Annotated in this window: 23 protein-coding genes; 13 read left to right on the top strand and 10 right to left on the bottom strand. The window is 64.4% G+C overall.

Annotation, left to right across the window (positions count from 1 at the left end):
• Positions 1-15: 15 nt before the first annotated feature.
• The 4 genes from P3T21_RS14200 to P3T21_RS14185 are packed head-to-tail and all read right to left on the bottom strand — an operon-like array spanning position 16 to position 3,561.
• Entirely contained in the window at positions 16-1,017 is a 1,002-nt protein-coding gene (locus P3T21_RS14200) for a DUF1839 family protein (RefSeq protein WP_429256559.1), read from the bottom strand.
• Entirely contained in the window at positions 1,014-2,039 is a 1,026-nt protein-coding gene (locus tag P3T21_RS14195) for an amino acid--[acyl-carrier-protein] ligase (RefSeq protein WP_429256558.1), read from the bottom strand. The genes P3T21_RS14200 and P3T21_RS14195 overlap by 4 nt, the downstream gene beginning before the upstream one ends.
• A 2-nt stretch (positions 2,040-2,041) precedes the next feature.
• Positions 2,042-3,313: an acyl-CoA dehydrogenase family protein gene (locus tag P3T21_RS14190; RefSeq protein ID WP_429256557.1), complete on the bottom strand. Its 1,272-nt coding sequence runs from the start codon at positions 3,311-3,313 to the stop codon at positions 2,042-2,044.
• A complete protein-coding gene (locus P3T21_RS14185) occupies positions 3,310-3,561 on the bottom strand; it encodes an acyl carrier protein (RefSeq protein ID WP_090533874.1) in 252 nt (83 codons plus the stop codon). The genes P3T21_RS14190 and P3T21_RS14185 overlap by 4 nt, the downstream gene beginning before the upstream one ends.
• Before the next feature lie 246 nt (positions 3,562-3,807).
• Here P3T21_RS14185 and P3T21_RS14180 point away from each other — a divergent pair, with 246 nt between their 5' ends.
• From P3T21_RS14180 to P3T21_RS14150, 7 genes are all read left to right on the top strand, one after another.
• The gene (locus P3T21_RS14180; RefSeq protein ID WP_429256556.1) at positions 3,808-4,344 is read left to right on the top strand and encodes a GNAT family N-acetyltransferase; all 537 of its coding nucleotides are present in this window, start codon (positions 3,808-3,810) and stop codon (positions 4,342-4,344) included.
• Entirely contained in the window at positions 4,341-6,035 is a 1,695-nt protein-coding gene (locus P3T21_RS14175) for a hypothetical protein (RefSeq protein WP_429256555.1), read from the top strand. The genes P3T21_RS14180 and P3T21_RS14175 overlap by 4 nt, the downstream gene beginning before the upstream one ends.
• Positions 6,032-7,210: a glycosyltransferase family 4 protein gene (locus P3T21_RS14170; RefSeq protein ID WP_429256554.1), complete on the top strand. Its 1,179-nt coding sequence runs from the start codon at positions 6,032-6,034 to the stop codon at positions 7,208-7,210. The genes P3T21_RS14175 and P3T21_RS14170 overlap by 4 nt, the downstream gene beginning before the upstream one ends.
• Positions 7,207-8,361 (top strand): glycosyltransferase family 4 protein, encoded by a 1,155-nt coding sequence (locus tag P3T21_RS14165; protein ID WP_429256553.1) that lies wholly within the window; start codon positions 7,207-7,209, stop codon positions 8,359-8,361. Before P3T21_RS14170 ends, P3T21_RS14165 begins: the two co-directional genes overlap by 4 nt.
• Before the next feature lie 169 nt (positions 8,362-8,530).
• Entirely contained in the window at positions 8,531-10,036 is a 1,506-nt protein-coding gene (locus P3T21_RS14160) for an oligosaccharide flippase family protein (RefSeq protein ID WP_429256552.1), read from the top strand.
• 128 nt (positions 10,037-10,164) lie between these two features.
• Positions 10,165-12,114, top strand: coding sequence for an alpha/beta fold hydrolase (locus P3T21_RS14155; protein WP_429256551.1), 1,950 nt, complete (start codon positions 10,165-10,167; stop codon positions 12,112-12,114).
• Complete coding sequence (locus P3T21_RS14150; protein WP_429256550.1) at positions 12,111-12,935, top strand: class I SAM-dependent methyltransferase; 825 nt, start codon at positions 12,111-12,113, stop codon at positions 12,933-12,935. Before P3T21_RS14155 ends, P3T21_RS14150 begins: the two co-directional genes overlap by 4 nt.
• 136 nt (positions 12,936-13,071) lie before the next feature.
• Here P3T21_RS14150 and P3T21_RS14145 read toward each other — a convergent pair whose 3' ends face one another.
• Positions 13,072-13,836: a hypothetical protein gene (locus tag P3T21_RS14145; protein WP_429256549.1), complete on the bottom strand. Its 765-nt coding sequence runs from the start codon at positions 13,834-13,836 to the stop codon at positions 13,072-13,074.
• Positions 13,837-14,197: 361 nt separating this feature from the next.
• On the opposite strand from P3T21_RS14145, the gene P3T21_RS14140 reads away from it, so the two are divergent.
• The 6 genes from P3T21_RS14140 (at position 14,198) to lepB (ending at position 20,847) form a co-directional block, all read left to right on the top strand.
• A complete protein-coding gene (locus P3T21_RS14140) occupies positions 14,198-15,526 on the top strand; it encodes a hypothetical protein (RefSeq protein WP_429256548.1) in 1,329 nt (442 codons plus the stop codon).
• A 157-nt stretch (positions 15,527-15,683) separates the two neighbouring features.
• Positions 15,684-17,294: a mannose-1-phosphate guanylyltransferase/mannose-6-phosphate isomerase gene (locus tag P3T21_RS14135; RefSeq protein WP_429256547.1), complete on the top strand. Its 1,611-nt coding sequence runs from the start codon at positions 15,684-15,686 to the stop codon at positions 17,292-17,294.
• Positions 17,266-17,814, top strand: coding sequence for a flavin reductase family protein (locus P3T21_RS14130; RefSeq protein WP_429256546.1), 549 nt, complete (start codon positions 17,266-17,268; stop codon positions 17,812-17,814). Before P3T21_RS14135 ends, P3T21_RS14130 begins: the two co-directional genes overlap by 29 nt.
• 437 nt (positions 17,815-18,251) lie before the next feature.
• A complete protein-coding gene (locus P3T21_RS14125; protein ID WP_429256545.1) occupies positions 18,252-18,971 on the top strand; it encodes a FadR/GntR family transcriptional regulator in 720 nt (239 codons plus the stop codon).
• Positions 18,972-19,088: 117 nt separating this feature from the next.
• Entirely contained in the window at positions 19,089-20,069 is a 981-nt protein-coding gene (locus tag P3T21_RS14120) for a Gfo/Idh/MocA family protein (RefSeq protein ID WP_429256544.1), read from the top strand.
• A gap of 91 nt (positions 20,070-20,160) precedes the next feature.
• Entirely contained in the window at positions 20,161-20,847 is a 687-nt protein-coding gene (lepB, locus tag P3T21_RS14115) for a signal peptidase I (protein ID WP_429256636.1), read from the top strand.
• Positions 20,848-20,854: 7 nt separating this feature from the next.
• On the opposite strand, the gene P3T21_RS14110 is transcribed toward lepB, so the two are convergent.
• From P3T21_RS14110 to P3T21_RS14090, 5 genes are all read right to left on the bottom strand, one after another.
• Positions 20,855-21,895: a quinone-dependent dihydroorotate dehydrogenase gene (locus tag P3T21_RS14110; protein ID WP_429256543.1), complete on the bottom strand. Its 1,041-nt coding sequence runs from the start codon at positions 21,893-21,895 to the stop codon at positions 20,855-20,857.
• Between the two features lie 55 nt (positions 21,896-21,950).
• Positions 21,951-22,808 (bottom strand): arginyltransferase, encoded by an 858-nt coding sequence (locus P3T21_RS14105; RefSeq protein WP_429256542.1) that lies wholly within the window; start codon positions 22,806-22,808, stop codon positions 21,951-21,953.
• Between the two features lie 106 nt (positions 22,809-22,914).
• Positions 22,915-23,652 (bottom strand): leucyl/phenylalanyl-tRNA--protein transferase, encoded by a 738-nt coding sequence (gene aat, locus P3T21_RS14100; RefSeq protein ID WP_429256541.1) that lies wholly within the window; start codon positions 23,650-23,652, stop codon positions 22,915-22,917.
• Between the two features lie 13 nt (positions 23,653-23,665).
• Positions 23,666-24,211, bottom strand: coding sequence for an NUDIX hydrolase (locus P3T21_RS14095; protein WP_429256540.1), 546 nt, complete (start codon positions 24,209-24,211; stop codon positions 23,666-23,668).
• A gap of 119 nt (positions 24,212-24,330) precedes the next feature.
• Complete coding sequence (locus P3T21_RS14090; RefSeq protein ID WP_429256539.1) at positions 24,331-25,911, bottom strand: hypothetical protein; 1,581 nt, start codon at positions 25,909-25,911, stop codon at positions 24,331-24,333.
• Positions 25,912-25,930: the final 19 nt, after the last annotated feature.

Here is a 25,930-nt window from a genome sequence, read left to right as displayed (position 1 = left end):
GTCTGGAAGCGCGTGTCAAGGCGCCAGCGCGGCGAGCGGCGACATCGTACGCTCGTACGCAGCCTCGAGCACGTCGAAGCAGTCCTGGCACAGGTCGTGGCGTTTGCGTGTGACCGCGCGCACGAGCCGGAACTGCATCACCATCGCTTCCGAGGCGATCTGCTGCGCGGCCGCCGGAATCGACGCGGGCACGTCGTAACCCTGCGCCGCCAGCCATAGCAGATACTTCGACAGAAACTCGAAGTTCGCGCCGAGCTGCCGCATCAGGTTGAACGAATACAGGTGAAAGTACGACTCGCCACGCGTGAGCAGGCGCTCGAGATGTTCCGGGAATACTTCGCGCCACATCGAGACCGGATTGCGCATCGGCCGGCGCGCGAGATGCGCGCACAGCAGTTCCGCCGACGCTTCGGCGAGCGCCGCCCCTTCTAGTGCCGGCCGCGCATTCTTCGCGAACTCGACATACGGAAACAGCAGGTCGGGCCGGCCGCAAAACTGCGGCAGCTTGCGGAACACGCCGTCGTAGTCTTCGCCTTCGAGATGGTGATAGCCGGTGTTATGGAAATAGCCCAGCCTGTGCCGGACCGGATCGATAAAGTCGATGCCGATCGTGGTCTTCGGATGGTCGCGCCTGTACGACGTCGCGCGCGTATTCGGCAGGTAGTGGCCATCGACCTCGACGAGCACCGTATGGCCGCGCTGCGTCTGCGCGACCACGCGGTCTTCGAGCGAGTCGTAGATGGCGAGTTCCTGCACCTGCACGCCGTACAGCCGCTCGATATCTTCGAGCGGAAACTTGAAGAACGTGAACTGGTCGCCTTCGAAGTCCTGCGTCACCGTGAATGCGAACGCAGGCCGCGGATCGAGGCCGAGGCCGTGCAACAGTTCGATCCACAGATCGACGTAGCAGTTCGTTTCCTGCCAGACGCGGTCACCCTGATGCAGCACGTGGGGTTCGTGGTCGCGTCGCGGCATCACGTTGGGATTCGTCCAGGCGGTCATGAGCGGTGGATTCATGTGGCGGCTCCGGCGAGGCCATGTTCGATGCGAGCTTTCGTATCGCCCCACAGCAGTCCGCGCACATCGTCGGGCCATGCGTGAACGTCGAAGCCGTGATGGCGGAAGAGGGCGAGCGTGATGCGTTCCATGCCGAAGCCGACGCAACCCGTATGCGCGACCGAGCCGTCTTCGCAGGCCAGCTTCCAGATGAGACCGAAGTGGTCCATGTGGTAGTTGAACGAGAGGCACGCCGTCTTGCTGTCGTCCAGCGCGACCGGAATCAGCAGCTCGAACTTGAGCGCCTGCGCGCGCTGGCTGTCGGCGACGATCTTGCCGCCGCGACCGAAGAACGGGTCGTTGGCGAGATCGACTTCGACCGGCAGACGCAGCAGATCGATCAGAAGCGAGCCGCGTTCGATCCACATCTGGCGGAATGCCATTACCTGTTCCGGCGAACCGATCCGCACATATTCGCGCTGGCGGAACATCTGCATGCGGCCCGGATCGACCGACGGCTCATGACGGAAGCAGTACGACAGCACGTCGACCGTGTGGCCGCTGGCCGGCGCCGGGCCGCGTCGCGCGATGACCGGATAGATCGGATAGCAGGCCGCGGGCGTCAGCGTGAGCCGCGTCGGCTTCTGGTATTTCATCCATTCCTGGCTGCGGTCGTCGTCGCTCTCTTTCATCGCGTCGTCGAGACAGCGCAGGAGGCGAACGTGATCGCCCTCGTTGCCGCAGAACGAGTGGATCGTGCCCGCGAGATTCGGAAAGCTCTTCAGGTACTCGCTGTCCTCGAAGTCGGTGCGGCGCATTGCCGGCGGAAAACGCAGGAATTCCGGGTGCTGGTCGGCGCCCAGGTGCGTGATCGCGTTGTTCAGGCCGTCCACGACGCTTTCGAACACCTGGCTGCGGCCGTACAGGCCGTTTTCGCCGGTATCGATGAGGATGCCGTGAGCGAAGAGTCCCTCCCGAAATGCCGGCGCATCCGTCCGCGTAGCAGCGGCGGCGAGCGCGGCTGCATCGGTCATCGTATTCATGGTCATGCTCTCCCCGGAGTGGCTGGCCGCTGCGCGAGCAGGAGGCTGGCCGTGTTCTGTGCGATACGGTCGTTATTGATCATCAGCGGCGCCGAGTAAAGGTCGCGCAGATGCCGCCCGACGCTGTATTCCGTGCCGTTCTTGTAGCCCGCCATGCCGCAGATCATCAACACTTCGTGAACAACCTTGAGTGCCATGGTCGAAATGCTGGTTTTCAGCGTATTCATGTCGGACGCGAAGCCGAGCATCGCGGCGAGCGGTGCGTCGGCCTGCTCCGTGGCCTGCGACGCACGGCGCGCCACGCGCGCGGCATCGAGCGCGACCGACAGGCGCGACTGCATCATCTGCAGCAGTCCAACTGCTTCGGCGAGACGCGGGCCCGAAGGCGGAACAAAGCCAGGCTTGCCGCGCGCCTGCGCGCGAAAGAAAGCTTTCGCGCGGTTTACTGCATCGGCAGCGATGCCGGTCCAGACCGCGGCCCACAGCGTGTGCGATACCGGCAGCATGGTCTGGTCGGCGATTTCGGCGAAGGGCGTCGGCAGGATCTGCGCGGTGAGGCCCGTGGCGACGAGGCGAAAGCCTTCGCTGCACGTGCCGCGCATGCCCATCGAATCCCAGCTGCCGCGCTTTTCCAGCGTGATGGTGTCGTTCAGCGCGACGATCAGCACCTGGTCGCTCGCAGGGCTTTCGGCGGTGCGCCGCGCGGTGACGAGAATGCCGTCTGCGTGCGCGCCATATGAAATCGTCGGCGCGAGTTTTTCGATGCGAAAGCGCTCGCCGTCCACTTCGACGGCGCATGCGCTTGTGCGCATATTGCCGCCAATCGTTTCTTCGGACGTCGCCGATGCCAGCAGCCATTGCTGTTCGACGATCTGCGCGAGCACGCCGCGCTGCCACGCCGAATCGCTGCCGTGTTCCTCGATGCAGGCCACCTGGATCTGGTGCATCGCGTAGACCATCGCGGTCGACGCGCAGCTCTGCCCGAGGATTTCGCAGATCGTCGCAATATCGGCGAGCGGCAGGCCGGCTCCGCCGAATTCGGTCGAAATCATCGCGGAGAGCAGGCGTTCGGCGCGCAATGCGGCGAAAGCTTCGGTGGGAAAGCGTGCTTCACGGTCGACCGAATCGGCGTGCTGTGCCGCCACCTGAGCGGCGCGGCGGGCCGCGAGACGCCAGCTGGATTCAGTTTCGACGGTGGCAAGCGGGGCCGGCGCAGGCGCCGGCGGATCTGCGCGACCGAGCGCGACGGCATCCTGCGCGAGCGGGGCGTTCATGCTGCCGCCTGCGCCTGTTGAAGCTCACTGACGGCGGCCGCGAGCGAATCGATGCTCGAAAAGAGGCGCCGGGTCAACATCCGGTCCGGAATTTCGATGCCGAATTCATCTTCGATTGCGAGCATCAAATGGACAGTCGCGAGCGAGGAAAGTCCCGCCGCGTAAAGATCGGCATCGTCGGCCAGGGTGTCCGGTGCCACGTCGAGACGTGCCGACTCGGAAAGAATGCGTCGCAGTGCCGTTTTCATGGAATTCAACCCCTTCAGGAATTGTGACATCGCACCAGCATGGTTGTAGGGAGCCCGTCGCCGGTGAATCCAGGCCCATTGCACGGCGCCCTGGACGAACGCGACTGTGCATCGTTGGCGTATTAAACGGACTGCCAAGGTTGAGCGTCAGTGCGATTCCGCACGGAGAAATGCCGGTTGCAGACGTAAGGTAGCGCCATGGCAACGGGTGTTTGCCATTGAGCGAACTGTCTGGGGGAGACCGTGATGAACTGGAAGACGCTGGAGTTCGAGCATCTCACCGCGCGCGAGCTGTATCTGATCCTGCGTGCACGTAGCGCGGTGTTCGTGGTCGAACAGTGGCACGTCCATCTCGATGCGGACGGCCACGACGACGGCGCACTGCACCTCTTCGCCGCCGAAGACATGACCCGCCCGATGCCGATCATGGCGTACGCGCGCATCCAGCCGGGCGATGCCGAGGATCCGGAAGTCGTAATCGACAAGGTGCTGACGAGCCCCGCGCGACGGGGCGACGGCACAGCAGAAGAATTGATCGAGCGTGCCCTGAACGCAATTTCTGAACGCTGGCCTGGCCGGGTCGTGCGTCTGACCGCGCCTGTCGGGCTGCGCGGTTTCTATGAGCAGTTTGGCTTTCGTAAGACAGATGGGCCGTTTCTGGATCACGGCACACCTTTCATCGGCCTGCGGCGCCAGCCGCGCGGCGGCGGTCAGCCGATGTTCAGCTCGCTTCGCCGGGAGCGCAGTGGCCTGTCGGTCGTCAGTACCTTCGAGTTGCTGTGAATTCGAACGCGGGCTTTCCTGACGGTCTGCCTCCGGGTCGCGTCGCCGGCCTGCCGGTTGCTGGCGGCGCGGGCGCTGTCGCGCCCGCCGCGGAGCCGCCCGAAAGGGACCCGGCGGCGTGGGCGCAGCCGGCGCATCCGCATCTGCATCACTACGCGGGGAGGCGGCATGCGCCGGTAGCGAGGGCGAAAAAGAAGCGCCATATCGGCCCGGTTTCGGTGCCCGCCGGCATGTTCCTCGTCATGTTCGTGATGTGCTTCATGCACATGGGACGGATGGTCGAACTGTTTTATCCGGCCGCCGCGGTGCTGATCGCGCTGTGGCTGTATCGCGTGCATCCGGCGCACTATCTCGGGTTTACGTGCTGGGTATTTTTTCTGTCGGCGGAACTCCGGCGCATAGGCGACTTTTTCGCGGGCGGCTTCAATCCAGTCAGTACGATCATGGTGGCGCCGCTTGCCTGCGCCGCGATATCCGGCCTCGCGCTCATCACCGACATGAAGATTCTCGGCCAGCGCCGCGCGATGCCGCTCGCGCTGGTCCTGTCGGCGCTGCTGTATACGTGGCTCATCGGCGTGACGCGTGCGGGCTTTTCCGCGGCGACGTTCGCGCTTGCCACGGCGATATTTCCTGCGCTGGTCGGCTTTCGCATGGTCGCCACGTGGCGTGAATATCCGGATTATCAGCGTGTGCTGCTGAACACATTCATCTTTGGCGCCATTCTGATGGGTGTTTATGGCATCTACCAGTTCATCTCGCCGCCGCCGTGGGACGTGTTCTGGCACGTCGCATCCGGGATGACATCGGAAGGCGAACCGGTGCCATTTGGATTGCGGATATCGAGCACGATGAATTCGTCCGGTCCGTTCGCCAATACCGCGCTGGTGTGCATCCTGATGGCGCTCGCGGGTAAGGGCAAACTGCGCGTAGCCGCTTCGATTGCGTTGCCGGCGCTGATGTTTACCTCGGTGCGCAGCGCGTGGGGCGGCCTTCTGCTTGGCCTGATCTATCCGGTCATGATGCTCGATGGACGCAGCCGGATGCGTCTGATCGCCGGCATCGTTGCCTGCGTGGTGATCTGCCTGCCGGTCACGATGATCGATGAGGTATCGAAGAATTTCGGCTCGCGGCTTGGAACGGTCCAGAACCTCGGCGAAGACAACAGCTACCAGGTGCGCGCCGCGATGTATTCGAGTTTCATGACGCGTGCACTGACCGACATCTCGGGCCAGGGCTTTGGTACGACGGGGACCGCGAGCAAGCTCGCCGACAATGGCTCGGAGGTGATCGCCGTGCTCGATAGCGGTCTGATGGAAGTGCCTTACACGATGGGCTGGCCGGGCACGCTGCTCTACGTTGCCGGCATTGCCACGCTGATCACCCGCGCGTTCGCGGCGAGCCGTGCGCGGCCGCATGACCGCTTCGCTGTGTCGGGGGTCGGTATCGCTGTCGCGATCGTCGCGATGATGATTTTCTCCAACACGCTGGCAGGGATGACAGGCATGTTCTTCTTTATCGGCGTGCTGATGCCGGTCAACGGGCTACGCTATGCACGCGAGGCTGAAGCGGCCGCGCGTCGCGCGGCCGCGAAACGTCGGGCCGACGCGCCCGCGCCACCCCCAGTCGTCGTTCCTCAATACGGACCGCGCACGGTACCGGCCGTTTCAACACGTGACGGAGTCACGTCATGAAAATACTGATCGTGACGCACGTCGTGGGCAATCACGATGGCCAGGGGCGCGTGAACTACGAGATCGTGCGCGCGTTGCTCGCGGCCGGCCATGCGGTGACGGTGCTCGGTTCGCAGATCGACGACACGTTGCGCGCGCATCCATTGTTGCGTTTCGTATCGATCCGTGAGAGCCGGCTTCCGACGCGGTTGCTGAAGTATCAGGTTTTCGCATTGAAGAGCGGTGCATGGATCGCGTCGCATCGCAGGGAATTCGACCTCATCCACGTGAACGGTTTCATCACGTGGGCGCGCGCGGATGTGAACAGTGTGCATTTCGTGCACGACGGCTGGTATCGGTGCGGCTTCTATCCCTTCAGTCTTCGCCACGGCGCGTACGCGGCCTATCAGGTGGCCTTCACGCGGGTCAACGCATGGTGCGAGAAGCGGGCGTTCCGCGCGGCACGCAGGGTGGTGCCGGTCTCGCAGAAAGTCGCCGCTGAAGTGCAGGCCACCGGCATCGACGCGGGGCGTCTGCACGTGATCCATAACGGTGTCGACGTCGACGAATTCGCGCCGGGAACGTCGGAGCGTGAGCGCTTCAATCTGCCGGCCGCGCCGTTCCTGCTGCTGTTCGCCGGTGATCTGCGGACGTCGCGCAAGAATCTCGACGCCGTGCTGCACGCGCTGGTCTCGACGCCGTCTCACGTGCATCTGGTGGTGGCGGGCGGCTTGCGCAACAGTCCGTATCCAGTGCTCGCGGCCACGCTTGGCGTCACCGGGCGCGTTCATTTCGTCGATTTCGTGCGGGATATGCCTGCGTTGATGCGCTCGGTGGATGCGTTCGTGTTTCCGTCGCGCTATGAGGCGATGAGCCTCGTCGTGCTCGAAGCGCTCGCCAGCGCGCTGCCGGTCGTGACGGTCGCGACTTCCGGCGGCGCCGAAGTGATCGACCCGGCGTGCGGCGTGGTACTCGACAGTCCCGAAGATATCGAAGGTCTTGCCGCCGCGATCAGCACGATCGCCACCGATCCGCAACGCGCGCGCGCGATGGGCGCGGCCGCCCGCGAACTGGCGCGCTCGTTGAGCTGGGAGCAGATGGCCATGCGCTACCTGTCGCTGTATGAGGACCTGCTGCAGGCGCAGCGTGCGGGCGCGGGCGAAGCGGCGCACGATACCGTGTCGGCGGCGTCATGAGCGCGCCGATCGATTCGCTGCAGATCGGCATGCACTGGTTCGGCGAGCGGCCAGGCGGGCTCGATCGCGTCTTCAAGGCGCTGATCGAATCGCTGCCGGCCCAGGGCGTCAATGTGCGTGGCCTCGTCGCGGGTAGCACCCGTGTGTTCGGCGATTCCGGCGGCCAGGTGCAGGCGTTCGCCGACGCCGAAGACCGCCTGCCGACGCGCATGTGGCAGGCGCGCCGCCATTCGCAGAAGATGAAACGCGCGCTGCCGCCCGATGTGGTGGCGTCGCATTTCGCGCTCTATACGGCGCCGACAGCGGGCGTGTTCGCCCGGATTCCGCGCGTCGTGCATTTTCATGGGCCGTGGGCAGACGAATCCGCCGTGGAAGGGCACAGCAGCGTCTCGCGCATCGTCAGACATGCAATCGAAAAATCGGTCTACCGCAATGCAAGCCGGCATATCGTGCTCTCGCGTGCGTTCGGCGACCTCCTGCGCACCCGCTATGGCGTCCGCGAAGACACGATCCGTATCGTGCCGGGCTGTGTCGACGTCGAGCGTTTCAACGTGACGCAGACAAAAGCCGAGGTACGGGAGGCGCTCGGTCTGCCCGCCGACCGTCCGCTGATTTTCTGCATCCGGCGGCTCGTGTCGCGCATGGGGCTGGAAGAACTCGTCGATGCAATGTTCGTCGTGCGTCAGACGGTGCCCGATGCGCTCCTGGTCATCGCGGGCACCGGCCCGCTCGAACCCGCGCTGCGCGCGACGATCGCGGCGCGCAGGCTGGAGAACCACGTGCGTCTCGTCGGTTTCGTCGCCGACGAAACGCTGCCGTTCTGGTATCGCAGCGCCGACGTGACCGTGGTGCCGACGCTCTCGCTCGAAGGCTTTGGTCTGACGACAATCGAGTCGCTCGCGGCCGGCACGCCCGTGCTGGTGACGCCTGTGGGCGGCCTGCCGGAAGCGGTGGCGCCGCTGTCGCAGGAACTGGTGCTGCCGTCCGTCGGCTATCGGGCGATCGCTGCCGGTATCGCCGACGCGCTGCGCGGCAAACGCGTGCTGCCGGACGAGGCGGCCTGCCGCGCTTACGCCCGTGCAAGGTTCGACAATGCCGTGGTGGCTGCCCAGGTCGCCCAGGTCTACCGCGAGGCCGTCGGCGAGCGGTAAGCCGCACGACGTGGCGGGATTTGTGTGTGCGCGCACCGAGATCGCAGAGGAACGCTGGTCCAATACGTCAAACGAGGCATTCCGGCTTGCGCGGGCCCGGTCCGCATGGCGACACGCAGCGAACTGACGATCGCCGCATGAACGGTGATGTCGCCAACCTGGGGGCAAGATGGACAGTCGGATCCTGCGCAACGTCGGCTTGAATCTGCTCGGAACCGCGGTCCCGATCGCGATTTCGCTCGTGACGGTGCCGGGTTACCTGATCACGCTTGGCGCAGAACGCTATGGCGTGATGAATCTTGTCTGGACGCTGATCGGCTATTTCGGCGTGCTCGACATGGGCATCAGCCTCGCCACCGAGAACCGCATATCGATCGCCCGCGCGGCAAGAGACCAGTCGCACGAACGCGTCGAGCAGGTGTTCTTCAGCGCGCTCTTCGTCAACTTCATGACCGGCACGGCCGGCGCGCTGCTGCTCTGGGGTATCTCGCTGACGTGGCTGAAGATGTTCGGACACCTGTCGCCCGCGTTCAGCCATGAGGTCTATACGAGCCTGCCGTGGCTCGCGGTCGCGATTCCACTCGCGAACGTCACGTGGGTGATGGCCGGTTCGCTGACGGGCGCCGAGCGCTTCGCCGTGTTCAACCTCAACCAGGTGTTCGGCATGGCGACGTTTCAGTGCCTGCCGCTGGCGGCCGCGCACTGGATCTCCCCGACGCTGCCCGTCGTGATCGCGACCGCGGTCGCCACGCGCTTCTTTGGCGCGATCATCTTCGGTGTGTCGACGTGGCGTGTGCTCGGCCTCACGCGCTGGCGACGGCCGCGCTGGCCGGTCATCAAGGAACTGTTCCAGTACGGTAGCTGGATTGTGATCGGCGGCAGCGCGGAGATGTTCGCGGCGAGTATCGATCGCGTGATCATCGGCACGATGCTCGGCGCACGTGCCGTTGCGTATTACTCGACACCGCAGAATCTGGTGAGCCGCCTGTCGGTTCTGCCGACCGCGGTGATGCGCACGCTTTTTCCCCGTCTTTCTTCTTCGTCGCACGTCGATGCGCATGAGCTGGCGCGCCAGGGCATCGCGCTCGTCGTCGGCATCCTGACCCCGTGCACGATCGTCGCGATCTGCGCGTTGCAGCCGTTCCTGACGTGGTGGGTCGGCAGCGAAATGGCCAGCGCGGGGACGGCCGCGGGTCACATCATCGCGCTGTCGGTGTGGGTCGGCAGTTCGGCGAGCGTCGTACGCGTGCTGCTGCAGGCGCGTGCCGATCCGGGCCGCGCGGCGCGCATCAGCCTTGTCCAGTTGCCGGTGCTCGCGCTCCTGCTGTGGCTCGGGATCACGACGTTCGGTCTCGTCGGCGCGGCGCTTGCCGTGCTGCTGAAGACGCTCATCGACGGCGCGGTGCTGATCGTGCTGTCGCGCCTCGGCGGTCGTGCGTTGCTGGGCGTGCTCGTGCCGCACGCGCTCTGTCTGTGTCTTGCGATTGCGGTAGCGAGCCTGGTCGACAGCCGTCTGATGCTGGCGGGCGCGGCGATCGTGCTGACCGTGGCGAATCTGGCGTTGTCGCTGGCGCTTTCGGCGGAACTCCGCGAGTTCGTGCGCAAGCTCTCGGAACGCGCGGGCCTCGGCCGGCGGATCGCGCGGCGCGCCGAGCCAGTCGATGCGGAAACGTAAAGCGATGCAGAGCGCGGATTCCGCGATTGTGTGCATGCGTACGGAAGCGCGGCGGGCCGCCTGCTCTAATGCGCGAGACAGGACTTCACGCGCCGTGTGCGCTGATGCGACGGGGGATTGAACGGGCGATGGAACCGATCATTTTTGGCGAGTGTGCTGGCTGGCTACACGGCGCGGAAAATCCACGTGCAGGGCGCGGCGTCGTGCTGTGCAGCCCGTTCGGCTACGACATTCTCTGCACGCATCGCGGCTGGCGCAAGCTGGCCGAGGGGCTTGCCGCGAGCGGCATGCCGACCTTGCGTTTCGACTATCCCGGCTCGGGCGATTCGGCGGGAATCGAGGAAGATCCAGGCCGCGTGGACGCGTGGCTCGACAGTATCGATGCCGCCATCGATACATTGCGCGCCCGCACGGGCGTCACCGAAGTGGCGCTGTGCGGCTTCCGACTCGGGGCGCTGCTGGCCGCGCGGGCAGCCGAACGGCGCGGCGGCGTCGATGTGCTGGCGCTGCTCGCGCCGGTGATCTCCGGACGTCAGTACGTGCGCGAACTGCGCGCGCACCGTCAAAGCTGGATGACGACGCCCGCGGGATTCAGCGCCGATCCGCTGCCGGAAACGAATACTTACGTCGAAGCGTTCGGCTTTGGCGTGCACGGCGACGACGTCGCGCAACTCTCGGCGCTCGACCTGACGAAGGTGGAATCCAGGGTTGCGAAGCGCGTGCTGCTGCTCGATTCGCGCGGCGGCAAACAGGTCGGCAATCTGGTGAGCCGATACGAAGCACTCGGCAGCGAAGTGGAAACGGGTCCGTTCGACGAATGCGACCGGTTCCAGCTGGAGGCGCTGTACAGCGAAGTGCCGGAGCAGGTGTTCAGCACGGCGACGGAATGGCTGGCGCGCGATATGCCTCTACGCGATGTTGAGACGCCTGTCGAACAGCTGACACAAGGCGCACAAGGCGAACAGGGCGCACAAGGTGAGCTGAAGCTCCCCGCGCAGGGCGCCTGCGAGACACCGGTTTCGTTCGATGTGCCTTACCAGAGCGGTCGATATTTCGGCATCCATTGTGTGCCGGACCGCATCGATCCCGAATTGCCCGCAGTACTCTTCTGCAATACCGGTGCAAGCCATCATATTGGCGACGGACGCCTGTTCGTGCTGTTCGCGCGACGCCTGGCCGAGCAGGGCATCGCATCGTTACGCATGGATCTGGCGGGGCTTGGCGACAGCTCGCCGCTTTCGCCGACGGTCACGCTCGATACGATCTACGCCGATGAATCCGGCATCGATGTCGCGGCGGGCGCGCAGTGGCTCGCCTCGCAGGGTTATCGACGCGTCGTGGTGGTGGGTGTGTGCGGCGGCGCGTTCAACGGACTGCATGGCGCGCGCAGACATCCAGCGATTGTCGGTTGCGTCGGCGTCAATCTGCAGAAGTTCATCTGGGATGGCGAGGATCGCGCACCCGGCACGCCGGTGTTTGCGCAGAGCCGTCTCTACTGGCGTTCCGCTTTCAGCCTGAAGAAATGGCTCGAAGCGCTGAGAGGCAAGGCGAACCCCGTGCGCGCGGCACGTGCCGTGTCGCAGCGCGCATGGCGTCTCGTGCGTGCGCGGACAGGCGACGCGCTGGCGCGCGTCGGCGGCGAGGATAAGGATCCGATCCGTACCCTTGCGCGTGATCTGGCAGAAAAGGGCGTGCAGGTGCGACTCGTGTATGGCGAGTTCGATGTCGGCCTCGAAGAGCTCAAGATTCATTTCGGCACACATGGCAGCGGTCTTAAGCGCTATCCGTCGATTCGCGTGGTGCTGCTGCCGAAACTCGATCACGCGCTTTTCACCGGCGCGGCGCGCGAAGCAGTGATGCGCGACACCGAAACATGGCTTACGCAGGCAATGCGCGAGCCCGCAGTTGCGAAGTGCGACGCGAAGGAAGCGTCGCAAGTGAGGCAGGGCGCGAACTGGCTGCACGCTGGCGTCGCGCTCGATGCAGCTAATCCTGCCGTCGCGGTTACGGAAAGAGACTCCGACCGTCAGGGCGGCACGGCGCTCCAAGGGGCGCATTTTCCAGGAGTCGGATCATGAATCTGGGCAAGGCACTCGATCACGTTAACCAGAGCGCGTGGAATTCGCGCGACGCCAAACGCGAGTTCACGCACAACCCGGGGTGGAGCGATCCGGGCGAACGGGCGGCCGTCGAATGGGTCGCCTCCCGTACCCGTGGCCAGCCGATTCTCGATATCGGCGTCGGTGCGGGACGCACGGTGCCGTTGCTGACGGCGCTGTCAAAAGACTACACGGCCGTCGACTACACGCAGAAGCTCATCGATCTGTGCAAGGAACGCTATCCGGAAATCGATCTGCGCTGGATGGATGCGCGCGACATGTCCGCGTTGCCTTCCAATCACTATGCATTCGTGCAGTTCAGCTGGAACGGTATCGATTGCGTCGACTACGACGACCGGATGCGCATCCTGCAGGAAATGAAGCGTGTGACGCGACCCGGCGGCCTGATTCTGTTCTCGTCACATAACCGTGGAGGCCCGGGTTATCGTGAGCCGTTCAGCCGCATTCTGCCGGTGTTTTCGTTCAACCCGGTCAAGCTCGGCTGGCGGACGTTTCGTACGTTGCGCCGCATGCCGATAGCGGCTTACAATTATCTGCATAACGCGCGTCTGACGCGCGATTTCGAAGGTTATTCGATCGCGACGGCCGCGGCACACAACTTCGGCATTGTCATCGTGTACACAACGCTCGCGCATGAACGTCGCCAGATCGCGGACCTCGGTCTCGAACTCGAAGCAGTGTTCGGCAGCACCGACTCACAGCGCATTCCGGACGATGCGGCTTCGTCCGACGCGTGGTGGCTGCATTTCGTGGCGAAGAAGCCGGAGCAGGTGGCTTGACGCTGCGAGGTGGTTTGAAGGCTTGAAGCGGCCTGAAGCGGCTTGGCGCCGTTTCAGGTCGCATTGACTGGTTTGAATAAAAAAGGGCAGAACGTCACCGTGCTGCCCTTTTCTGCATTGACGGGCGTGCGCGCCCTTACACCCAGATCCACGGCGCGACGATCGACAGCACGTTACGCAGCAGATATTTCCCACGTCCACCCAGATGGTAGCCCGCGCCATCCGCGCCGCGAATGCCCACGAGTTTCGGCGTCTTCCTGAAGCGATACGGCCCTGCAAAGCGGATGCGCGTCAGGTGCTCGCGCATCAGATGTTCGGCGGTCACCGGGCGGCCATCGGGATCGTCGATGAGTTGCGTATAAACGCCCGACAGATACGCGCGATACGACGCCGGCGTCCACGCCATCAGGTAAAGGTCCATCCAGCCTTTCTTCGGCACGTCGCGATAGTTGCAATAGAGCGCGGAGCCGTGCGGGCGCGTGTCGATGATGCTGTGCAGGTTCTCGACGATATAGCGGCCGGTGATCTTCCAGATCGGGTCGTCATCGTGCGCCCTGCGGATGAACTGCGACGTCGCCATCGCGTGCTCGACCATCTTGAACTCGCCGTATCCGCGGCCATACGTCGGCGGAAAATCGTTGCCCGCGAAGCTCAGGAACTCGATCGAATCCGTGACGTTGAACCTGCGCGCGATGTCCTTCAGCGTGGTCAGATCCGAGGCGGAGTTCTCGCAGAAAACGATTTTCTCGCCCGGACGCAGCAGGCGTACGTAATGCTCCAGCGCCTGTTCGTAATCGCGAAGGCGCTGCAGCGGATCGGTACGGCTCAGGTTATTGATGTTCTTCAGCGGGGTGATCGTGGCTGTCAACAGCAGGATGTGCTGCTCGATGCGTCGGCTCATGCTGAATCCTTTCCGTGACGGGTCGTCCAGACCCACGGCGGCTCGGGCGGCAATGGACGTCGATGTGGCGCCCATTCCAGCTTTGCCAGTCTGCATTGACTCTAACGCGAAGACAGGCCGCTTTCCGTTCGCCAGGCCACGCTGAAACGCCCGCCTGGAACGCCTGATATGCCTGATACGCCTGAAATAGCCGTTTCGCGTGTGCGCAACCCGGGACGCACTTCCGGGCGGCACGCAGGCTTCTCTCCTTCTGTGTGACGTATCGCACGGCGGGCGCGCATTGCCGCCACTACGATGCTTCCATGATGCGTCGCAGACGTTCACGCGACGCCGGACCGGCGTTTGCAAAGGTATCCAAGGGATGAAGCGGACCTGTTCGTGGCTGACTTACCTGCTCGTAGGCGCTTCCATCTCACTGGTCTGGGCCGTGACGATGTTGAACCCGGCGCATCTGAACTGGAGCCCGTGGGCCTATTCGGAATGGCTGATCAGCTATGACGCGGGCTTTATCCGGCGCGGCATCAGCGGCTGGCTGATCCGCCTCGTGCGCGGCGATGGCGCCGATGTCGCGACGGTCAATCTCGTCGTCTTTGCCAACTACGCGGCGCTCAGCCTGCTGATGGTGTGGGTCTGGGCCCGCTCGCGCGAACGCAGCCCTGCCGCGCTTGCGCTTGCATTCCTTGTGCCCGGTGGACTCTTCCAGATGGCGATCGGCAACGCGTTCTTCTTTCGCAAGGAGATCGTGTTTCATGTTGCGCTCGGCCTCGACTGCCTGCTGTACAGCGTGATTGCGCGTTCGACTGTCGAGCCACGCAGGCTGCGCGCGGCGTGGTTCTTTGCTGCGTTCTTTCTGGTGCAGGCCGCGGTTTTGCCGCTGCTGCACGAGTCGTATGCGTTCATTTCGTTTCCGGCGGCGTGGCTGCTCGCGCGACGTCTTGCCGCGATGTTCCCCGCACAGCCCGCGCTTGCCCGCGTGGTAAAGGCGGCGATCGCGCTGCAGGTCGTGATGTTCCTGATGTGCGCGGCGTTCAAGGGCAATCCGGATATCGCCAGCCAGATCTGGCACATGCTCGCGCCCTCCGACCGCTCGCTGATTTCTCCCGGCGCGCCGGCCGTGCCCGGTGGCGGCATCTCGGCAATCGGCTGGAGCACGGTCTTCAACCTGTCGGGCGTCGCGTTCCTGTTCATGGGCGGCCAGTTCTGGGTCTGGGGTTTCGCGGGCGTCGGCATCGCCGCGATTCTCGTGCTGGTGACGTTGTGGAACGGGCGCGGTTACGGCCTCGCGCACGAAGAGATGCTGCGCCGGCATATGGCGCAACTCGGTTTTCTCTTCGTCGCGTCGTTGCCGATGTATTTGCTCGGCATCGACTGGGGGCGCTGGCTTTCGTCGGTGTCGATTTCGTATCTGTTGCTGTTTTTCGTCGACGGACCGTCGGCGATCACCGTGCCCAACCTGACGCTTCTCGTGCCGCGCGCGCTGAGAACGCGAATGGCGTTGTCTTTCGACATCAGTCCGCTGGACGTGATGCACAGCATCGTTGCATCGACGTCGCGGCACCGGAAGGCGCTGTTTCTTCTCGCGCTGTTCTTCTGTCTCACGTTCCGGGCGCCCGAGTGCTGCATGACGCTCGGCAGCCCGTTCTACCGGTTAAAGCCGGTACTGGAACAGATCTTCAAACCGGCCGCGTGACCACGCCGGGCGCAGGCCCGATATGTGGCGCCTCGTACAGAGGCAAGCGAGCCGGTCTGCTTCAATGAGCCTGTGATGCGCGTTGCGCGCATCGCGTGCCTGTGCAGCGCGTGGTGTGTTGCGCGCGCTGAACGCTGTAGCCACGGGAGAGGGTCGGATGAACGATCTAGCATTGCCTTTAACGCTTCGTGACCGTGACGCGAAGTCGCGTTGCACGGTTCAGCCCGTGATTCTTGCGGGTGGGTCGGGTACGCGGCTGTGGCCGCTGTCGCGCGAACAGTACCCGAAGCAGATGATCGGCCTCATCGACGACGAGTCGCTGCTCGAAGCCACGCTGCGCCGTCTCGACGGCGCGTTCGTGCCGGCCTCCGATGACGCTGGCGACATCGATGTGGTCAAGGCCGCGCCGATGATCGTCTGCGGTGAAGACCTGCGCCTGTTGACCGTCGACAAGCTCGAACGCTGCGGCAAGGCCGCGCGGCTGGTGCTCGAACCGCTGCCGCGCAATACGGCGCCCGCGTTGACCATTGCCGCGCTCGCTGCACTGGGCGACGCGCCGGCCGGCAGCGACCCGGTGCTGATCGTCATGCCGGCCGACCATCTGATCGCCGATCAAGCCGTCTTTGCACGTGCGCTCGAAGAGGCCGTCACGCACGCGGCGTGCGGTGCGATTGTCGCGCTCGGCGTGCCGCCGGAGCGTGCCGAAACCGGCTACGGCTATATCCGTACGGGCGTAGCGAGCGGCGAGAATGGCGCGCGCGCAATCGACCGTTTCGTCGAAAAGCCTGACGCCGAACTCGCCGCGCACTACGTTGCTTCCCGCGAATACTGGTGGAATAGCGGCATCTTCGTTGTGCGCGCATCGGTCTGGCTCGATGCGATCGGGTTGTGCCGTCCCGCGATCGCATCGGCGTGCGCGGATGCCTTCGCACGCGCATCGATCGAGGGCGATGGCGCGTTGCGGCTCGATCGCGCGGCCTTCGCGAACTGCCCGTCCGATTCGATCGATTACGCGGTGATGGAACAGATCACGAGCGATACGCGGCTCACCGGCGTCGTCGTGCCGTTCGTCGCGGGATGGTCCGACGTCGGTGCATGGGACGCCGTGTGGGACGTCTCGAAGAAGGATGCCGACGGCAACGTCGCGCGCGGCCGCGTGCTGTTCGAAGGCTCGCACGACAGCTTCGCGCATTCGGATGGACGTCTTGTGGCGTGCGTCGGCGTGAGCGGCGTGGTGGTCGTCGAAACAGCGGATGCGGTGCTCGTCGCGTCGAAGGATCGCGTGCAGGATGTGAAGGCGATCGTCGGCCGGCTGAAGGCCAGCGCCGGCACCGAAGCGAAGGAACATCGCAAGGTGCAGCGGCCGTGGGGCTGCTATGACTCGATCGATCACGGCGAGCGTTTTCAGGTGAAGCGCATTGTCGTGAAGCCGGGCGGACGGCTGTCGTTGCAGATGCATCATCACCGCGCGGAGCACTGGGTGGTCGTGCGCGGCACGGCGCGTGTCACGCGCGGCGAAGAGCGTTTCCTGCTGTCCGAAAACCAGTCTACGTATATCCCGCTTGGCGTCACGCACCGGCTCGAAAATCCCGGCAAGACGCCCCTCGAAATCATCGAGGTGCAATCGGGCAGCTATCTCGGCGAAGACGACATCGTGCGCTTCGACGATCAGTACGGACGCGCCGCGACGGGCGCCGCCGGGCAGGGAACCTTGAACGGAACCGTGACGGGGGCCGACGATGAATGCACGGGCACTTCCGGTCAGTGACACAGCGTGTCCTGACCGTGCGGCGAACGAGGCCGCCGCGGGTTTCGACGAGCGCCATTTTCGGCGCGCGCTCGGCCGCTTTGCAACGGGCGTCGTCGTGATCTCGACGGGCAGCGGGGATCATCTGCATGCGATGACCGCCAACGCGTTCATGTCGGGCTCGCTCAAGCCGCCGCTGATCGTCGTGTCGGTCGGGCATCGCGCGCGCATGCACGAGCGCCTGATGCAGAGCGATCTGTTCGGCGTCAGCGTGCTGTCCGACGAACAGGAACCCCACAGCCGGCACTTCGCCGGCGAGCCGCAGACCTGGCTTGCGCCGAGCTTTACGGAGGTCGACGGCCTCGACGGTGTCGTGCTGCTCGATCGTGCGGTCGCGCGTTTTGGCGCGCGCGTCGTCGACCGGCATCCGTGTGGCGATCACACGCTGTTCGTCGGCGAGGTGCTGGCGTTCTCGCTGGACGAGCACGCGCCACTGGTGTTCTTCGGCGGCCGCTACGCTTCGGTCGCACGCGATCATTGACCCGCCTCGCGTGTTACCGCTCTTTCGAGGCCGCTACGCCTGGCCTTCCCCAGTTTCGAACCGGTGTGTCCCATTCTGTGCGCAGCCACGTGCACGAACGCGTGCGGGAACGCGGACGCGGCAGCCTTCCTGCGCGGACCGATCGCATGAACGACGCGAACGACCGTACGCGTACGTCTTCGCGCTTCTTTCATCTCATGCAAGGCAATGCAATTTTTTCACGTCGCATCCGTTGAGCGCCATACGGCGTGCGCCTCTCGGGGCAATGCGTTACGCAGACGAAACAATTTGTCAGAGGGATAACCCTGTCAGGACGTATCCCAACTGGCGCATCTCTTATGAACGAAGCAACGTACAGAAAAACAATGAGTAAACACACGAGGGCGCACGGGTCAACGGGCAATGCAGGCGACAGACGCCAAATCGGGGAGAGTGTCATGGAACAGACGAACAAGGACCGCTCGCTGGTGAGCAAGGTCATGGATGGGCTCGTCACGGGCATCGTCGAAGAGAAATATGGTGCGGTGCTGCCACCGCAGGATGTGCTGTCGAAGGATTTCGACGTCAGTCGAACGGTGATGCGCGAGGCGCTTTCGATGCTGCTCGCGCGCCACATGCTCGACGTGCGTCCGAAGATCGGCACGCGCATCCGTCCCATGCACGACTGGCGCATGATCGATGAGGAAGTCGTGAACTGGCGCTTTCGGGCGAAGCCGGATCCGACCTTCCTGCGCGATGTGATCGAGTTCCGTATGCTGATCGAACCCCGCGCGTCGGCGCAGGCGGCCGCGCGCGCGACGCCCGCCGAGATCGCGGGCATCCGCGATGCGTACACGGCGTTCCGTGCGCTGCGCCCGGGCGATGCGGGTTACGTGGACGCGGACGAGCTGCTTCACACGCGTATCCTGGTGGCGAGCGGCAACCAGTTCTTCCAGCAGATGGCCGCGATCATTCGTGGCGCGCTGTCGGCGGCGCGTGAGGTGGTCGACCAGAAAGAAGGCGTCTGGCAAACGACCGTCGATACGCATGCCCGCGTGGTGGACGCGATCGAACGTCATGATCCGAAGGAAGCGGAGGCGGCCTCGCGCGCGCTGATCGACTTCACGTCCGATGAGATCTGCCGCATGTTCGAAGCGGAACGGCCCATGTCCGGCTGACGATGTGACACTGCAATTCCAGTGAAGGGCGGGTGGGCGATGCGGGCATCGTCTCCCGGCGGTGCTGACATGCGCGACAATGTCGCTGTCAGCCATTGCACTGGAACCGCTACATCGATGAAAGAAGACACCGTGATCCGCTGGGGCATCGTCGGGACAGGGCGCATCGCGCGTCGTTTTGCGCAGGGTCTCGCGCACGTGCCCAACGCACAGGTCACCTCGCTATGGTCGCGCCGGGCTGAACCCGCTGACGCGTTCGCCGCGGAGTTCGGCGGCGCTGCGTACGGAAGCCTCGACGCGCTGCTCGCGAGCGATATCGACGCCGTTTATATCGCCACCCATCAGGACAGCCACGCAGACTACGCGATCGCCGCGCTCGCAGCCGGTGCTCACGTGCTGTGCGAAAAGCCCGCGACCGTCAACGCGGCGCAATTCGATCGCGTGGTTGCTGCGGCGCACGCCGCGCAACGGCTGTTCATGGAAGCGATGAAGCCGCCGTTCTATCCGCTCTATCGCAAGCTGCGCGCGCATCTCGCCGACGATCCCATCGGCGCCGTCGGGCTTGTGCGTGCCGGCTGCTCGGTGCCGGGCGTGCCGCCCGATCATCCGTCGCTGTCGTTCGATCATGCGGGCGGCGCGCTGCTCGACATCGGCATCTATGAGATGTTTCTGGCAGTCGACTGGCTCGGCGCGCCGCTCGATGTGCAGACGATCGGCCGGCTGGGCGCGACGGGCGTCGATATGTTCGCGAGCCTCAACAGCCGTCATGAACGCGGCATCGCGCAGTTATTCTGCGGTCTCGATCTGGCGGGCAAGGGCGATGCGCTGATTGCCGCGACGGGCGGCCACGTGACGATCCATGAGAACTGGTGGAACCCGGTGCGCGCGACGATCTGTTACACGGGTGGCCGCGTCGTCGAACTCGATGCGCCATTCGAAGGCGGCGGCCTCAACTATGAGACCGCGCACTTCTGCGAGCTGATTCGCGAGGGGCAAGCCGAAAGCCCGATCATGACGCATGCAAAGTCACGACAGATGATCTCGATGGCGGACGCCGCACGCGCGGCGCTCGGTCTGCGGTTCGCCGCCGACGAGTGATACGATCTGCACGTTCATACCGTTGCATACAATCTGCAACGGCATGTTCGAGCTTTCGATTTCCTTGCCGCAGGAGCAGGTCGTGACCCGCATGTTGATGAGATTCTGGCATAGCAACAAAAGCCTGATTGCCTTCCTCGCGCTGATGGTGCTGTTTCGCAGCGCGGTGGCCGACTGGAACGTCGTGCCGAGCGGCTCGATGCTGCCGACGATCCGCGAAGGCGACCGCATTCTCGTCGACAAGATGGCCTACGACCTGCGTATTCCGCTCACGCACATTGCGATTGCGCACCTGCACGATCCGCAGCGCGGCGATATCGTGACGATCGATTCATCGGCGGCGCATGAGCTGATTGTGAAGCGGTTGATCGGCCTGCCTGGCGACCGCATCGCGATGCGCAACAACGTGCTGTATGTGAACGGCGTGCGCGCAAACTATCAGCCGGTGCAGCTGATGCCGCTACCGGGCGACGCGTTTTCGCCGGGCGACTATCTGCGGGAGCGCTTTGCGGGTGTGTCGCACGTGGTGCGGCTGTCGGAGATTTCGCCGAGCCCGCGTCGTTCGTTCGGGCCTGTGATCGTGCCCGCGAACGAATATCTGATGCTCGGCGACAATCGCGATGACAGCGCCGATTCACGCTACTTCGGCTTCTTTCCGCGGAAGGAACTGATGGGCCGCACGCGACGCGTCGCGTATTCGCTCGACCCCGATCACTTCTACAGGCCGCGCTTCGATCGGTTCGGCGCGGCCCTCGATGGCCTGGCGCGCGGCGGTTGAAACTGCTTTACGCGTTGGTGGTAGCCGAGGCGAGCGCCCGCGCGCATTCCGAAACCAGCGCCGGGCCGCGATAGATGAACCCCGTGTAAAGCTGCACCAGCGACGCGCCGGCTGCGAGCTTGGCGCGCGCATCGTCGCCCGAGAAAATGCCGCCGACGCCGATGATCGGCACCGTCTCGCCAACTTCCGCGTGCAGCTTGCGGATCACTTCGTTCGATGCATCGAACACCGGACGGCCGGACAGGCCGCCCGCTTCGTCCGCGTGCGGCAGACCCTTGACGGCTTCGCGCGACAGCGTCGTGTTGGTTGCGATCACGCCTTCGAACTGGTGGCGCAGCAGCGTGTCGGCGATCGACTTGATCTGCTCGTCGTCGAGATCCGGCGCAATTTTTAGCGCGAGCGGGACCAGTTTGCCGTGCAGATCGGCGAGACGCTGCTGCTTGTCCTTCAGCGCCGCGAGTAGCGCGTCGAGTTCACCCGCGCCCTGCAACTGGCGCAGATTCTTCGTATTCGGCGACGAAATGTTGACCGTCACATAGCTCGCGAACGGGTACACACGTTCGAGACAGTACAGATAGTCTTCGGCGGCGCGCTCGATCGGCGTGTCGGCGTTCTTGCCGATATTCAGGCCCAGGATGCCGCGATAGCGCGCGGCCTGCACGTTCTTTACGAACTGGTCGACGCCCGCGTTGTTGAAGCCCATCCGGTTGATGACCGCATTCGCTTCCGGCAACCGGAACATGCGCGGCCGCGGATTGCCTGGCTGCGCGCGCGGCGTGACCGTGCCGACTTCGATAAAGCCGAAGCCCAGTGCAGCGAGGCCGTCGATGCACGCGCCATCCTTGTCGAGCCCGGCCGCAAGGCCAACCGGATTGCGGAACGTCAGACCCATGACGGTGCGCGGCGAGTCGGGCACACGCGGTGCGAGCGCGCCGGCAAGGCCGGTGCGGCCGGCGGCGCCGAGCATACGGAGCGTCAGATGATGAGCGTCTTCCGCGTCCATGCGAAAGAGCCGGGCGCGCACGAGCGGATACAGGGAGCTGAACAAGGGGGAACTGAACACGGGACGAAGCCGGGCGGCCGGAAAATGGGAACCCGCTATTTTAGCCGATGCCGCCGCCGCGTCCGTTGGGTCCGCTGCCTGGTCCGACGCTGGGTCCACCGTGTAAGGCCGGGCCGACCGGAGACAGGTCGAGGTTCCCGGTATCGAGCACTTTCCACAGGCCTTCGTGAAGCCCTTCGAGCGGCCGGAAATTCGCCTTGTACGCCATCTTCTGGCTCTCGCGAATCCAGTAGCCGAGATAGACGTACGGCAGGTTCAGGCTGCGCGCCTGTTCGATCTGCCAGAGGATGTTGTAGGTGCCGAAGCTCGCATGCTGCTGGTCCGGATCGAAGAACGTATAGACCGAGGACAGGCCATCGCCGAGGATGTCGATCATGCTGACCATCCGCAGGACGCCAGGCAGGTCCGGATGGCCGCTGTGCGGCGCTTCGCGGAACTCGACGAGACGCGAGTTGATCCTGCTTTGCAGCAGGAACTGTTCGTACTGGTCGCGGCTGTCGCGATCCATGCCGCCGCCGGCGTGCCGTGCCGACTGGTAGCGCATGTAGAGCGCGTAGTGTTCTTCGTCGTAGTGAAGCGGCGAGACGGACGCGATCAGCTGGCCGTGCTTTTTCCATACGCGACGTTGCGTGCGGTTCGGCTCGAAGCGCTCGACGGGCACACGCACCGGCACGCAGGCGCGGCAGCCGTCGCAGTAAGGGCGATAGGTGAAGACGCCCGAGCGCCGGAAACCCGCCTTGACGAGCTCGGTGTAGACGTCGGAGTTGATCAGGTGACTGGGCGTGGCGACCTGTGAGCGTGCGATACGCCCCTCCAGGTAGCTGCAAGGGTAAGGCGCCGTCGCGTAGAATTGCAGCGCCGAAAGCGGTGACAGCGGCAGCTCATTCGGGTGAGTCACGTTGGCAGCTCTCGAAGCGTTTTCTGGTCCCGCAAACCCGGCGGTGCGTTCCGTGGCGCGGATCTGAACGACCGCTTCGCGCCAGCGTTGCCCCACCGTTTGCCCTTCACGCCGCCCGCGTGACGATGTCGGACAGTACGGTCTTGTCGAAGCACCAGGGAATCGAAGGAGCATCGACAGACGCGCGGACATGCGCGACGAACGCCTTGCGCGCTATCTCGCGACCGCCCAGCGAAGCCAGATGCGACGTGTTCTGCTGGCAGTCTATCATTTCTATTTCATGACGTCGCAAGTGGGCGACCAGCGCGGAGAGCGCTATTTTCGAGGCATCCGAGACTTCGGCGAACATCGATTCGCCAAAGAACATGCGCCCGAACGACACGCCGTACAGCCCGCCGACGCGCCTGCCTTCGTACCAGGTTTCGATGCTGTGCGCGTCGCCCGCGCGGTGCAGCGACGTATAGGCTTCCACCACATCCGCCGTGATCCACGTGCCGCGCTGGCCGTGGCGTGGCATCAGCGCGCAGGCGCGCATCACGCTCGCGAAGTCGTCATCGACGCGGATCTCCCACGCGTCGTCGCGCAGCACGCGTTTGAGCGTCTTCTTCAGCGAAGGTGAGATCTTGAATTCGCCCGTCTGCAGGACCATGCGCGGGTCGGGACTCCACCAGAGCACCGGCTGGCCGTCCGAGTACCACGGGAAGATGCCGCGCCGGTAGGCGTCGATGAGCCGGGACGGCAGCAGGTCGGCGCTCGCGGCGAGGAGACCAGGCGCACCGCTGGCCGCCCCGAGCGCGCGCTCGACGGGCGGAAACGGATCGTCGGGTCCGAGCCAGGGCACCATGCTCGCGGCCCGCTCAGCCGTCGCGCAGCGAGCGGAAGATGTCGCCGGTATGCAGACCGTAGTTGCCCGACGCACGATCAGCGAAGAAGAACCGCAGCGTCTGGCCGACGGTCGGGAACGCGATGTCGTCCCAGGGGATTTCGTGTTCTTCGAAGAGGCGGACTTCGAGGCTTTCCTCGCCGGCGGCGATGTCGAGATCGAGCAGGCGCGCCATATAGAACAGATGGACCTGATGCACGTGCGGCACGTTCAGGAGCGAGAACAGGTTCTGCACTTCGACGCGCGCGCCGGCTTCCTCGAGCGTTTCGCGCGAAGCCGCTTCGGCCGTGGTTTCGCCCATTTCCATGAAGCCCGCGGGCAGCGTCCAGTAGCCGTAACGTGGCTCGATCGCGCGACGGCACAGCAGCACCTTGTCGTCCCACACCGGAACGGTGCCGACGACGTTGCGCGGATTCTGATAGTGCACGGTGCCGCAATCGGCGCACACGAAGCGCTCGCGGTTGTCGCCGGGCGGAATGCCGAGGCTGACCGCGTGGCCGCAGACGGAACAGAATTTCATGGAAAGGGGAGCGAGGAACGGTGATGGGAGTTTATCACCGGGGCGAGGGTTCACGACGGGCTGTCGATCTTCCCGCCGGGCGTTCCGTCGTGAACCGCTGTCGCGATCCCGCCTTAAGGTCAGTGGCACGCGCGCCGTTCGAACAGCGACCAGTCGGGCACTGCCTTCACGAGTACCACCTCGCACTCGTCGTTCTTGAAGAGCGTGGCCGGCAGCGGTTGCGTGTGACGCACGAAGAAGTAGCGGTACGCGCGACCGTCCACTGCGTGCCAGTCGAAGCCATCCGCCGTCGACTCCTGCGGACCCGGCCGCACCGCAGGAATGCGATCCGGCCGGAACCGCACGATCTGTGGCAGGAAAAATGCGAAATTGAAATCGACGAAGCCCTGGCGCTCGGCCTGATACCAGAGCGGATACGTGTGATACGTCCACAGGTTATGGATGGTCGTGCTCTCGGGCGCGAAGATCAGGCTGAGCGCACGCTGGCCCGGTTCCGTCGCCGAAAGCAGCGTTTCGAACGGTGCGTTCTCGACCGCGAAGCGATGGTCGCGCACGGCCAGCATCCCCAGATACGACCAGCAGAACAGCGCCAGCACGATCGGCGTCAGCCGCGTGACGGCGGACGATGCCGCGCGGCTTGCCGATGCTGGATCAGCCTGAAACATCAGTGCGTACACGGGCAGCAGGAAAATCGCGAAGCGTTGATAGAGCAGGGCGATGCCGAGCGCGTCGGATGGCGCGCAAAACCAGATGATCACGATCGCGAGCATCGGCAGCAGTGCGGTCGGATCCCGATAGTTGAGTTTCGCGCGCAGCAGCCACGGCGCCGCCAGCATGAATACCGCGCCGAGGAAGAAATACCCGTCCTTCATCTCGGAGGCGAGGGTATAGAGCAGAAAATTGTAGACACGGTGCCAGCCGATCGGACCCTTCCAGTCCCATGTCATGTCGGACGATGCTTGCGTCGCCGCGCCCGGTATGACGAGATCGTTGTGCCGCACGTAGACCAGATACGCGAGCGTCAGTGCGCCGAGCAGCACGTATGGGACGACCGCGCGCGCGATGCGCGCCGGTTGCCTGATGAAGCACGGAATGAACGCAGCGCCGACCGCGCACGCAAACAGGAAGACGAGGCCGTGAGAGAAGAACAGCACCACGCCGGCAACGGCCAGGCCGATCCCGCGTGCGACGGACGGCGCACTGGCAAAGCGTCGCGCGAGAACCAGGAAGTACAGTCCCACCGGTACGGCGAGCAGGTACGTATAGAAACCATATTGATACGCGAAGCCGAAAAAGCCAGGTACGTATAGCCAGTCGAGGCGCGCATCGGCATCGTATTCCTTGCGAAGCGCGACGCCGGCTGCGACGTACGCGTAGAACGCCAGCATCATGAAGAGCTTCAGCGCGCTGACGACCGGCATCACGAATGACAGCACGAACGCGAGACCATAGCCGAGCAGATAGGGCGTGAAGAAGTTGGCGCGGACGAGATCGGCCCACGGCGACGTGCCCGTGACCAGATCGTGCAGCATCGAGACCTGGGCGGCGTGTTGCGGCAGATCGCCCATCGGCGGCCGGGGCGCGATCCAGAACAGCGCGCCCGCGAGCAGCACCGTGCACAAGAAAAGGAACCGGCCAAGCCGTGCGCCCGTGTTGTTGCGGTTATCGGCGACGATCGGCGGAATGGGGGCGGTGTTCAATTTTTATTAACCTCGTTTG

This window comes from Paraburkholderia sp. GAS334 (genome assembly GCF_050436625.1).
In the GTDB taxonomy this organism is placed as follows: Bacteria; Pseudomonadota; Gammaproteobacteria; order Burkholderiales; family Burkholderiaceae; genus Paraburkholderia.
The sequence above is the reverse complement of the archived record's forward strand: the minus strand, read 5'-3'. Positions and strand labels throughout refer to the sequence as shown.